At 63.8% G+C, this 11,224-nt stretch carries 11 protein-coding genes; 7 read left to right on the forward strand and 4 right to left on the reverse strand.

Features of this window, described 5'->3' with window-relative positions; translation table 11 throughout:
• Positions 1-30: 30 nt before the first annotated feature.
• Both WBP06_RS22950 and WBP06_RS22955 read right to left on the reverse strand, forming a co-directional pair.
• The gene (locus tag WBP06_RS22950; protein ID WP_395337444.1) at positions 31-1,014 is read right to left on the reverse strand and encodes a LacI family DNA-binding transcriptional regulator; all 984 of its coding nucleotides are present in this window, start codon (positions 1,012-1,014) and stop codon (positions 31-33) included.
• A gap of 158 nt (positions 1,015-1,172) precedes the next feature.
• Positions 1,173-2,039, reverse strand: a complete 867-nt coding sequence (locus WBP06_RS22955; protein ID WP_395337445.1) for a LysR family transcriptional regulator — start codon at positions 2,037-2,039, stop codon at positions 1,173-1,175.
• A gap of 87 nt (positions 2,040-2,126) precedes the next feature.
• Here WBP06_RS22955 and WBP06_RS22960 point away from each other — a divergent pair, with 87 nt between their 5' ends.
• The 3 genes from WBP06_RS22960 to WBP06_RS22970 all read left to right on the forward strand — a co-directional run bounded on the left by WBP06_RS22960 (position 2,127) and on the right by WBP06_RS22970 (position 5,465).
• The gene (locus tag WBP06_RS22960) at positions 2,127-3,587 is read left to right on the forward strand and encodes an amidohydrolase family protein (protein ID WP_395337446.1); all 1,461 of its coding nucleotides are present in this window, start codon (positions 2,127-2,129) and stop codon (positions 3,585-3,587) included.
• Positions 3,584-4,753: an amidohydrolase family protein gene (locus WBP06_RS22965; protein ID WP_395337447.1), complete on the forward strand. Its 1,170-nt coding sequence runs from the start codon at positions 3,584-3,586 to the stop codon at positions 4,751-4,753. The genes WBP06_RS22960 and WBP06_RS22965 overlap by 4 nt, the downstream gene beginning before the upstream one ends.
• Positions 4,754-4,883: 130 nt before the next feature.
• Positions 4,884-5,465: an outer membrane protein gene (locus WBP06_RS22970; RefSeq protein WP_395337448.1), complete on the forward strand. Its 582-nt coding sequence runs from the start codon at positions 4,884-4,886 to the stop codon at positions 5,463-5,465.
• Between the two features lie 82 nt (positions 5,466-5,547).
• Here WBP06_RS22970 and WBP06_RS22975 read toward each other — a convergent pair whose 3' ends face one another.
• Positions 5,548-6,036: a DUF4136 domain-containing protein gene (locus WBP06_RS22975; RefSeq protein ID WP_395337449.1), complete on the reverse strand. Its 489-nt coding sequence runs from the start codon at positions 6,034-6,036 to the stop codon at positions 5,548-5,550.
• A 165-nt stretch (positions 6,037-6,201) separates the two neighbouring features.
• On the opposite strand from WBP06_RS22975, the gene WBP06_RS22980 reads away from it, so the two are divergent.
• The 4 genes from WBP06_RS22980 (at position 6,202) to WBP06_RS22995 (ending at position 9,784) form a co-directional block, all read left to right on the forward strand.
• Complete coding sequence (locus WBP06_RS22980; protein ID WP_395337450.1) at positions 6,202-7,275, forward strand: hypothetical protein; 1,074 nt, start codon at positions 6,202-6,204, stop codon at positions 7,273-7,275.
• A 160-nt stretch (positions 7,276-7,435) separates the two neighbouring features.
• Entirely contained in the window at positions 7,436-7,921 is a 486-nt protein-coding gene (locus WBP06_RS22985) for a hypothetical protein (protein WP_395337452.1), read from the forward strand.
• A 254-nt stretch (positions 7,922-8,175) separates the two neighbouring features.
• A complete protein-coding gene (locus tag WBP06_RS22990) occupies positions 8,176-8,835 on the forward strand; it encodes a hydrolase (RefSeq protein WP_395337454.1) in 660 nt (219 codons plus the stop codon).
• Positions 8,836-8,947: 112 nt separating this feature from the next.
• A complete protein-coding gene (locus WBP06_RS22995; RefSeq protein ID WP_395337455.1) occupies positions 8,948-9,784 on the forward strand; it encodes an alpha/beta fold hydrolase in 837 nt (278 codons plus the stop codon).
• Positions 9,785-9,852: 68 nt separating this feature from the next.
• Here WBP06_RS22995 and WBP06_RS23000 read toward each other — a convergent pair whose 3' ends face one another.
• A complete protein-coding gene (locus WBP06_RS23000; RefSeq protein WP_395337456.1) occupies positions 9,853-11,193 on the reverse strand; it encodes a c-type cytochrome in 1,341 nt (446 codons plus the stop codon).
• Positions 11,194-11,224 lie beyond the last annotated feature (31 nt).

Raw genomic sequence — 11,224 nt, forward strand, 5'->3', positions numbered from 1 at the left:
AACGATAAACCACAAGACAAAAATTTTGGCTCAGGTCGATTGCCGTTCGATCATGGCGAAGGGCAGCACGATGTCCTGCGGTGCATCGTGGCGATCGGGATGGCGGACGGCGCGGGCCAGCCATTCCATCGCTTCGGCCGCCATGTCCCGGATCGGCTGGCGGACCGTCGTCAGCGGTGGCCAGACGCGGGTGGCGATCAGGGTATCGTCGAAGCCGGTGATCGAAATGTCCATGGGCACGCGCACGCCGCGCTGATGCGCCACCCAGAGCACGGCGGCCGCCATGTCGTCGTTCGTCGAAACAATCGCATCGGGACGCTGGGACAGGTTCAGAAGCTGCTCGGCAGCGGCAAGGCCGGACTGGAAGGTGAAATCGCCCTCCGCCTGAAGCCTTGGATCGACCGGCAATCCATGCGCCCGCAGCGCGTCGCGGTACCCTTCAAGCCGCGCAAGACTGTCCGAATGGCGCGGCGGACCGGCGATCACGGCGATCCGTGTCCGGCCTTGGGCGATCAGCCGCTCGGTTATCGTCCGCATGGCGGCGCGGTTGTCAATGCGGACGGTGGCGATGTGCGGCAGCGCCATGGCGGTGGCGATGGCTGCCGCCGGCACGCCAAGCCCCTCGCTTCCGGCTTGTTCGCCCAGCATTTCGGCATAAGGCGGCATCAGCAACAAAGCCTGTGCACCCTTGCGGATCATGTCGCGTGCGACGTCGGCCACGTCGCCGGTAGCGCCATGTTCCACGGAGCGGATTTGCAACTGAATGCCCTTTTCCGCCGCCACTACCGCCACGGCAGCCAGAGTGGCCTCCACGAAGACGCTTTCCACTGCGGAGTAGATCAGACCGACGCAGGCGACACTCGCCCCCACCAGCCTTCGGGCCGACTGGTTGGGAACATAGCCAAGATCGGCGATCGCCTTGATTACACGCTCACGCGTGTCCGGGCTGGCGCGCCCGGTCCTGTTGATGACGTTCGATACCGTCATGGCCGATACGCCGGCATGCCTTGCCACGGCCTGGATCGTGACGCGATTTTCGTCTTGCCGGGGGCGCCCCATCCACTCGCTATTCCATACCGATAACCGGGGCCAGCATTGGTCGAAGGATCGACCGCTGGCAAGCACCCGGTTCATGCATGGTTTGCCCAGTATGAAACGCCCACCGCTTGCCTTCAGCTTCTGCTTCCCAGCATCTCGCGCTGCTCCAGCACGTCCTGCGTCATGCGCATCAATTCGCCAATCGGCTCCGCATTCTCACGCGCGTAGAGCGACACCACCATCGGGGCCGCCTCGCCCAATCCGGTCAATCGGCGCAAGGCCCTGCCCTCCACCACCGAACGCGGCAGCAGCGACAGCCCCATGCCGGCCTCGGTCGCGGCCAGAACGCTTTGCAGGCTGCTGCCTGAAAAGGCGACGTACCATCGCCGCCCTGCAGCTTCGAGCGCGCGGAACATTGCTTCTCGGTAAAGGCCACCCGGAGGAAAGGTTACCAGCGGCACCGGATCGCGGCCCTCTACCGCATGATCGCGTGCGGCGAACCAGCCAAGCGGTTCGGGGTAGCTGGCGCGGCAGTCGGCCGCCGGGCGGTCTTCCTTCACGACGACGAGGTCGAATTCGCCCTGCCGGTAGCGCGCGGCCAGATCGCGGCTGAGGCCGGTGACGACATCCAGGCGAATGCGGCTGTTGGCTGCCGCGAAACCGGCTAGGCGCTGCGCCATCGCCGGCGTTGCCAGATCTTCGGGAAGGCCGATGGAAACGCTCGCCGTTCCGGCCGGATCGCGCAGGAGAGTGCGGGCCTCCTCATCCAGCTGCAGGATGCGTCGGGCATGGCCAAGCAGGCGCTCCCCCATGGCAGTGGGGCACACCGGGCGCGCCGTCCTGTCGATCAACGGATGCCCCGTCGCCTCTTCCAACCGGCCCAGTTGCTGGCTGATCGTCGACTGCGTCATCCCCAGCAGCTCCGCCGCGCGGGTGAAATGGCCGGTATCGACGATGGCCACGAAACTGCGAAGAAGCCGGGGATCGAGCATCATGTTCATTCATATATCAAATGAAATACATTATAACATCTAATTTGTGAATAATCCGGCTATCTCCTAATGCAACGACAAAGGAGACAGGTGCCCATGAAGTTTCTTGCCCCGTTGATCGCCGGCCTCATGGCCTCCACATCGCCTGCTCTGGCGGCCGACGAGGGCGACCTCATGATCCGCCACGTCACCGTGATCGACGTGGAACATGCGCGTGAAGTGAAGGATCAGGCCGTGGTGCTGCGCGGCGCGGATATCGTCGCAGTGGGGGGCGATTCCGAAGTGTCCCGCCGGTGGCATGTGCAGGATGTGGTTGAGGGCAAGGGACGCTTCCTGATCCCCGGCCTGTGGGACATGCACGTCCACTTCGGCGGCGGCCCGGACCTGATCGAGGAGAACAAGGCGCTGCTGCCGCTCTACGTCGCGCACGGCATCACCACGATCCGCGACTGTTCGGGCGACCTGCCCGACCAGGTGCTGGCCTGGCGCGGCGAAATCGCCGGCGGCACCCTGTTCGGCCCGCGCCTGTTCACCTCGGGCGCGAAGATCGAGGGCATCAAGCCGGTGTGGAAGGGCACTATCGAAGTCGGCAGCAAGGCCGATGTCGATGCCGCGCTCGCCCGCCTGCAGGATCGCGACAAGGTGGACTTCGTGAAGATCACGGACAGCACGCTCGATCCGCAACTGTTCCTCTATGCCGTCTCCCAGGCGAAGGCGCGTGGTCTGCGCACATCCGGCCACATCCCGATGGCCCTGACCGTCGGACAGGCGGTAGATGCAGGGATCAGTTCGATCGAGCACATCGACTATGCCTACAAGGCCGGCGTCAAGGACGAGGCCGCGATCGCGGCGGACTTCGCGGCCGGCCGGATCGACCGCGCGGAAGCGAACCGCCGGCTTGACGCCGGGTTCGATCCCGCCACCGCCATGGCGTCCTACCGCAACTTTGCGCAGAAGGGCGTCTTCGTCACGCCCACGCTCAACGGCGGCCGCGTGCTCGCCTGGCTGGACGCGGACGACCATGCCCACGATCCCTACCTTGCCTATATCGGCCCGAAACTGCGCAAGACCTACGATTGGCGCATCCAGCGCGCGGCGCAGGCGAATGCGGCGGCCATTGAGGCGCGCCACGTCCATTTCGAGCATGAGGCAGCCGTGCTGCCGATGCTGGAAAAGGCCGGCATGACGGTGATCGCCGGCACCGACGCGGGCTTCCTCAACTCCTTCAACTATCCCGGCATCGGCCTGCATGACGAGCTTTCGCTGTTCGTGAAGGAAGGGCTTACTCCCGCGCAGGCGCTGTCTGCCGCAACCCGCGCCGGGCCGGCTTGGTTCGGCCTGCTCGATCGCTACGGCGCGGTAAAAAGCGGCATGGCGGCCGATCTGGTGCTGCTGGACCGCGATCCGCTGAAGGACATTTCCGCAACGCGTGCGATCCGGGCGGTGGTGATGCGGGGCAAGCTGCATGACCGTGCCGCACTCGACGCCATGCTGGCCGATACCCGCGCCAAAGTCGCGGCGTGGAATGCCGCGGAAAGCAACGGAGCCGCGCAATGACCGACCGCATCTTCACCAACGCCGTCCTGCCGGATGGCCGGTCGGTAGACCTTGCCGTGCGAGACGGACGCTTTTCCGCTATCACGGCCAACCTTCCCATCGATGCGGCGACCGAGACCGTCGACCTTGGTGGCAGGCTGATCCTGCCCGGTTTCGTCGACGGCCATATCCATCTCGACAAGAGCTTCGTCGGCGAACCCTGGCAGCCCCATCGCCCGGCCGCGAGCTTGCGGGAGAGGCTTGCCGCCGAGAAAGCCCTGCTGGCCGGGATGCGCCCGACCGCCCAGCGCGCCGATGCCCTGATCGCGCAAGTCGCGGCCTTCGGCACAGTGGCCATGCGCAGCCACGTCGATGTCGATGCCACCACCGGCCTCTCCCACCTTCACGCAGTGATGGAAGCGCGTGAGAAGTGGCGTGGGCGTATGGACATCCAACTGGTCGCCTTCCCCCAGGCCGGTATCCTCACTTGCCCGGGCACTGCCGACATTCTCGCCGCCGCGATCGACGAAGGCGTCGAAGTGGTCGGCGGCATCGACCCGAAGGGTATGGACGGCGATTCCGACGGACATCTCGATGTCGTCTTCGGCCTGGCCGACCGGCGCGGCGCCCGAATCGACATCCATCTCCACGAAGGCGGCCCGGACGGGATTGCGCAATTGCACCGCATCGCCGCGCGCACCAGCGCACTGGGGCTGGCCGGCCGCGTCGTGGTCAGCCACGCTTATGCACTGGGCGATGTGGACGGTGCGATGCTTGACGGCATCGCCCGCGCGCTTGCCGATGCGGGCGTGGCGATCATGACCAACGCCCCGGGAGATCGTGCTTTTCCGCCAGTGCTGCATTTGCGTCAGCATGGCGTGCGGGTCTTCACTGGCAGCGACAATATCCGCGATGCCTGGTGGCCGTACGGCAATGGCGACATGCTCCAGCGGGCAATGCTGATCGGTTATCGCTCGGGCTTCTACCGGGACGAAGACCTTGCCATCGCGCTGGCCATGGCGACGGAAGAGGCGGCACGTGCGATCGGCCTGGAAGTGCCCGGTCTGGACATCGGCAAGCCGGCCAGTTTCGTCGCCCTGCAGGCCGACACGCTGGCGGCGGCCGTCGCCGCTCCGCCCGCCGAGCGCATCCTGGTCCATCGCGGCATGGTTTCGGCGCCGTCCTGAACCCGGCGACGCTCCATCGATTGTCTCCCGAAAGGAATCAGTCTGTCGAACTCTTGAGGAATTATCCCTGCCCGTTTGCGGGAGCATATCGCCGCCGTCCCCCGAGGACAGCAATACAGGGATAACAAGAATGAAGACGTTCGTAGCAGGGATTCTGGCCGCCGCATCGGTGTTCTCTATCACACCGGCCTTCGCGGATGCGTTTCAGGGCCCTTACGTCGGCGTACAGGCCGGCTGGAACCATGACCGCGTGCGCGGCGCCGATACCGACATCGGCGACCTGGATGTTCGCGATAGCCGTGACTCCTTCATCGGCGGCGCTTTTGCCGGCTACAACTACAAGATCACGCCCAATGTGGTGATTGGTGCCGAAGGCGGCTTCAATCTTGGCGCGGACGACGCGATGCGCAGTGGTGCGGCGGTTGTCGATCCCAACTACGCGTTCGACCTGTCGGCCCGCGCGGGCTACCTCGTCACGCCGAAGACCATGCTCTACGTGCGCGGCGGTTACGAGAACATGCGCGCCCGTGTTTCGGACGGCATCGCGCAGGGCCATGAGACCTTCGATGGCTGGAGCGTCGGCGGCGGCGTGGAGCGTGCAGTGCTCGACAATGTGACCGCACGCATCGAATATCGCTATTCGGACCTTGGCAGCAACGGCAACGGTTTCGACCGCCATCAGGCCCTGGTCGGCGTCGCCTACCACTTCTGACATGGACGAAAGCCGGGCGCGCATGTCCGCGCCCGGCTTTTCCTATCGCTGCTCTGTCATTCTGGAAACAGTTGCGCCCCGGTCACGCCGCAGTGCGGGCGGGGAACTGCGCCATCAGCTTGCCGACTTCCTTCTCCACCTTTTCGGGATTGAGCTTGGTACCAACGTCGTCAACCGCCTGCCCGTGCCAGAGCGGGCGCTTGGTCTTGGCATCGAATGCATCGACGGAAAGCTGCCCTTCCCGGTACTGGTGCACATCCACCTGCCGCCCGAAGGCACCCCAGGTCTCGATATCGGTCTTGTCCTTGGCGCCAACGGTTATGACGATGGCCAGATCGCCCGTCGAACCCTTGGCATAACCCTTGCCCGTCAGGCTCTGTTCGATGTCCATGCGAATGCGTTCGTAGGCAACGGGATCCATGCCGGCCGGCGGCCCGGGGTTCACGAAATAGAACGTCTTGTAATTGGCGAAGTTCACGCCCGGCGTCGCGTCGGACGAGACTTTCGCCAGCGTGACGACCGGTGTCGCAATCATGGCCGCCAGCGCGGCGGCAAGTGCAAGCCTTTTCATGTTCAAGCTCCGTCGCATCCAATTCGTCATGTCGTGGACAGTATAAGCAGGTAAAACCCCTCGGTTATCGAGGTTTTACCCGAGATGGAGACGGGGAACTCCCGATGGGTATCGTCCGCAATTCCATCTATCAGTGACATGGTGAAACCCCGGGGATGATGAGCCATGGAAGACGGCGGCGCGGGAGGGCTGAAGTTCTCTTTCTTGCTGCCGCTGCTTGCTCTGACGGCAACGGGGTGCACCTCCATCGGCGCCCAGCGCATGGGCATCGATCGTTCCGACTATTCGATGCGTCTGCTCCAGAACAACAAGGAGCAGTTGCTGCTCAATATCGTGGCGATCCGTTACGGCGATGCCCCTGCATTCCTGGAAGTCAGCTCGGTCATCAGCCAGTATACGCGCGAAGGTTCGGTTCACGCCGATTTCGGCATTCATCCCGCGCCGGACGACGCGGACGGGTCGGCCGGTGCCAACCTGCTCCTGCGGGAAACACCCACGATCACTTATGCGCCGCTGTCGGGCGAGCGCTTCTCTCGCAGCATGTTATCGCCCATTCCTCCCGCCTCTCTGCTGGCGATGATGGAGGCGGGGTGGTCGGCGGAATATCTGCTCCGGCTCTCGGCACGATCGATCAACGGGGTTCGGGCGGGCAGCCACGATCCGCTGTTCGCCGGCGTGGGAGATCCGCAATTTCCGCTGATCATCGAAGCAATCGGGCGCCTGCAGCGTAGCGGCGGCATCGCCATGCATATCGAGCGTGACGAGAAATCGCATTTCACGGCGCGGGCGATCCTGTCGCGGACACCTACCGAGCGGGATCGCACCGATCTCGATTTCATCAGGCGGACGCTCAATCTGCCCGGTGACGCCAAGGAACTGGCGCTCCGCTTCGGTGCTGCCCAGCCAGCCCCCGGCCAGCTTGCGATCGGTTCCCGGTCCATGTTCGAGATATTCACGGAAATGGCCCAAGGCGTGGACCTGCCGGACAAGGACCGCAATGGCAGGGCCACCGGCGGGCAAGCCGATTCCGCCGGATCTCCATTGGTCCGCATCCATTCCGGCCCCAACCGCCCCGTCGATGCGCATGTCGCCATCCGATATCGCGGCAACTGGTTCTGGATCGACGGCACGGACACCGAATCCAAGCGAATGTTCCTGATCACGCAGATCCTGCTGTCGCTGAACGATTCCAGCAGCGCGAACAACAATGCGCCGCTCGTCACCATTCCCACCGGTTGACCCCGCATGCATCATGCTTTCTGAATCGAGCTGCCTGCCTGCGGGCAAGCCAAACGATGCCCAGACTCTCGGGGTTTGACCCGATACCGCCGCCCGCGAATTTCCATAGGCTGGCCGCAATAGAGTCAGCAGACTTGCCAGGCGAGGATGTGCAGCCGCGATGAATAAAACCTCTCCATCCGGCCAAAGCCATGCCCTCGTCTGGGTGTTCCTGGTGTTGGCCGCCGCGCTTCTGGTGTGGGGTATCGTCAGGTACGGACTGTCGACCGGCGTCGGAACCCATTTCTGGACAGACATTTTCGCCCGTTTTGGCGGGCCGATGACATTTCGGTTCTTCCTGCAGCCCGCCATGGCCCTCGCGGCAGCGGTACCCGCCGGTATCCGCGACGCGAAGGAGGGACGCGTCGGCTTTATATGGGCCACGCTGGTCAACCCCAAAATGCGCACCGGCCGCTTGCGGGAAGCGTTGGACGCCACCGCGCGCATCCTGCTGCTCGGGCTGATCATGGATTTGATTTATCAGGTGCGCGTCTTCGATCGATTCTTCCCCGTCGAAGCTTTGGTGATGGCAATTGCGCTGGCGCTGATCCCATACCTGATATTCCGCGAAATTGTCTGGGCGATAGCCTTGGCGATCAAGCGCTGATCCGCAGGTTATTGAAGTTTGCGCTGATGCCCCGGCGCCCCGTCATTCGATCCCGGCGACAATCTGGCTGCTGAGAGAGAAATAGACGGCGCCAAGCCCGCGAAGCCCACCCGGCTTTCGCGGGCTTTCCCTTGCTTCAATGGGCGATCTCAACATTTCCATTTTTTCGAACATGTTAAATGATTTTATCAGGATTTCTTGAATTTAGCACTGCAGCTAATCCTGCCTCACCAGACAAGGACAGGAGCCTACCAATGACCATCACCGCCACCGCAAAGCCCGGCAAGTCGCTGCTTTCGAACGACAATCACGCACTTGTCCTGATCGACTTCCAATCGCAGATGGCCTTCGCCACCAAGTCGATCGCTCCCGAACTGCTCCGCAACAATGCCGCCTTGATTTCGCGTGGCGCCAAGTCGTTCAACGTCCCCACGATCCTCACCACGGTCGCTGAAAAGAGCTTCTCCGGCCCGATGTTCGACGAGATCACCGAAGCCTTCAAAGGTCAGCCGATGTTCGACCGCACCAGCATGAACACCTGGGAGGACGAAGCCGTGATCGAAGAGGTCAACCGCATCGGCAAGCCGCGCATCGTCTTTGCCGGCCTCTGGACCTCTGTCTGCATCGTCGGACCGGTTGCCTCCGCCATCGACCAGGGTTTCGAAGCCTACGTCATCACCGACGCCAGCGGCGACATCTCTCCCGAAGCGCATGAGCGTGCGGTGGAGCGCATGATCCAGCTTGGCGCGGTGCCGATCACCTCGCTCCAGTACCTGCTCGAACTGCAGCGCGACTGGGCCCGCACCGAAACCTACGACAGCACCACCGGCATCGCCCGCAAGTGGGGCGGCGCTTACGGCCTGGGCATCAACTACGCCAAGACCATGTTCGGCGCTTCCGAAGGCGGTCACTGAACTCAGCTCGGGACCGGCGGCCGATCCCCCCATCCGGCCCTCATCGAAGGCGGCCGGTCCCCACCCTCTCTTTCTCTCCCAATCTCTCCCATCTCATTCAAGGATCAGCATCATGGCATATGTAACCACCAAGGACGGCGTCGAAATCTTCTACAAGGACTGGGGCCCGAAGGATGCCCAGCCAATCGTCTTCCACCATGGCTGGCCGCTCTCGTCGGACGACTGGGATGCCCAGATGCTGTTCTTCCTCTCCAAGGGCTATCGCGTCGTCGCCCATGACCGCCGTGGCCACGGCCGATCGGAACAGGTGAGCGAGGGTCACGACATGGACCACTACGCCGCCGATGCCGCAGCCGTGATGGAACATCTGGACCTCAGGAACGCCGTCCACATCGGCCACTCGACAGGCGGCGGTGAAGTGGCCGCCTATGTCGCCCGCTACGGCATCCCGCAGGGCCGCGTCGCCAAGGCCGTGCTGGTCAGCGCCGTGCCGCCGATCATGCTGAAGACCGAACGTTACCCCGGCGGCCTGCCGATCGAAGTGTTCGACGGTCTGCGCGCCGGACTTGCCGCCAACCGCTCCCAGTTCTTCCGCGATGTCGCCGCCGGCCCGTTCTACGGCTTCAACCGCGATGGCGCCAACGTGCTTCCCGCCGTGATCGACAACTGGTGGCGCCAAGGCATGATGGGCAGCGCCAAGGCGCATTACGAAGGCATCAAGGCCTTCTCGGAAACAGACCAGACCGACGATCTGAAGGCGATCACCGTCCCCACGCTGGTCCTGCATGGTAACGACGATCAGGTGGTGCCCTACAAGAACGCCGGCGTGCTCCAGGCCGAGATCCTGCCGAACGCCACGCTGAAAATCTACGAAGGCTTCTCGCACGGCATGCTGACCGTCAACGCCGATACCATCAATCCGGACCTGCTCGCCTTCATCCAGGGCTGAAACTGAAACTCATCGCCCGTTGATGCCTTAAAACGCATCAACGGGCCTTCCGCGCGTCTGGCGCAGTATCAGTGCGCGGGCAGGACCTTGGGACTGTATCCGGCCGCCTTCGTATCCTCCCGCAGCTTGCGCACGTCATCCGGGCTGGCGGGTCCACCGTGGTTGCCCCAGGACTTGCGAATGAAGGTCACCACATCGGCAATCTGACGGTCGCCAAGCTGATCGCGATACGCCGGCATGCGATAGGCATCGGGCACATTGGCGGCGACCACGCGGTCCGACCCGTTCAGCGTCACATTGATGGTCGAGGCATTTTCCTTGCCCAGCGAGGAGGCTGTACCCGCCAGCGGCGGTATCCACGGCGCTTTCCCGCGTCCGTCCGCCCCGTGACAGAAGCTGCACTTGGCCATGTAGACCCGCGCGCCGGGGTCTGTACTGGCGACGGTGAGCGACCGCACGGTGGCATTGTCGTAGCGCCAGTTTGCTCCATCGCGCGCGGGGTCGCCCGGCAGGGATTTCAGATAATGCGCAATGGCGCGCAGATCCTCGTCTGTCAGGAACTGGATGGAGTTGTTGAACGCCTCCGCCATCGAACCGTAAACCACGCCGTGGGCGTTGCGGCCGGTTTTCAGAAACTGGTAGATGTCCTGCTCGCTCCAGCGGGCAAGACCGGTGTTGTAATCGCCGCGCAGGCTTGGCGCGTACCACCCGTCGATCAGCGCGCCCGAAAGGAAGGTTGCGCTGCCGCCATCAAGCCCGCGCTCGTTCATCGTGACGCTGCGCGGCGTGTGGCAGGCGCCGCAGTGGCCCGCCCCTTGAACCAGATAGGCGCCCCGGTTCCACTGCGCATCCTTCAAGGCATCGGCCATGTACGGCGCGCCCGGCGCGAAGGCGGCGTTCCAGAACGCCAGCGGCCAGCGCATGTTGAGCGGCCAGGAAATGTCGCTCTTGCGGTTCTCCTGCCGGACCGGGCGCACACCGTTCATGAAATAGGCATAGAGGGCGCGCACGTCCCCATCCTCCAGCTTGGCGTAGGAGGGATAGGGCATCGCCGGATAGAGCCGGTGCCCGTCCTTCGCCACGCCCTTGCGGATCGCACGGTCGAAATCGGCCAGCGTGTAGGTGCCGATGCCGGTTTGCCGGTCCGGCGTGATGTTGGTGGCGTAGATCGCGCCCATCGGCGTCGGCATCTTCAGGCCGCCGACATAGGCCGGCGCGCCGATAGTGCTGTGGCAGGCCACGCAATCGCTGGCGCGCGCCAGATATTCGCCGCGCTGGACAAGTGCCGGGGATTTCGTGTCCACGCTCACCCCGTCGAAGCTCGATGCCGGCGTGCGGGTGGAGAACCATGCCGCCCCTGCCGCCACGATGACGGCCGTCGGCAGGAGGATTTTCAGCGTCTTTTTCAAGCGACGTTCCAGTCTGACATGCGGCCTTCGC

It is taken from the genome of Novosphingobium mississippiense (assembly GCF_044029535.1).
Lineage (GTDB): Bacteria > Pseudomonadota > Alphaproteobacteria > Sphingomonadales > Sphingomonadaceae > Novosphingobium.

Coding starts and splice junctions, on each gene's coding strand:
- WBP06_RS22975 (WP_395337449.1), bottom strand. CDS start 6,036: ATGAAAAGGCTTGCACTTGCCGCCGCGCTGGCGGCCATGATTGCGACA.
- WBP06_RS22980 (WP_395337450.1), top strand. CDS start 6,202: ATGGAAGACGGCGGCGCGGGAGGGCTGAAGTTCTCTTTCTTGCTGCCG.
- WBP06_RS22995 (WP_395337455.1), top strand. CDS start 8,948: ATGGCATATGTAACCACCAAGGACGGCGTCGAAATCTTCTACAAGGAC.
- WBP06_RS22990 (WP_395337454.1), top strand. CDS start 8,176: ATGACCATCACCGCCACCGCAAAGCCCGGCAAGTCGCTGCTTTCGAAC.
- WBP06_RS22985 (WP_395337452.1), top strand. CDS start 7,436: ATGAATAAAACCTCTCCATCCGGCCAAAGCCATGCCCTCGTCTGGGTG.
- WBP06_RS22965 (WP_395337447.1), top strand. CDS start 3,584: ATGACCGACCGCATCTTCACCAACGCCGTCCTGCCGGATGGCCGGTCG.
- WBP06_RS22970 (WP_395337448.1), top strand. CDS start 4,884: ATGAAGACGTTCGTAGCAGGGATTCTGGCCGCCGCATCGGTGTTCTCT.
- WBP06_RS22960 (WP_395337446.1), top strand. CDS start 2,127: ATGAAGTTTCTTGCCCCGTTGATCGCCGGCCTCATGGCCTCCACATCG.
- WBP06_RS22955 (WP_395337445.1), bottom strand. CDS start 2,039: ATGAACATGATGCTCGATCCCCGGCTTCTTCGCAGTTTCGTGGCCATC.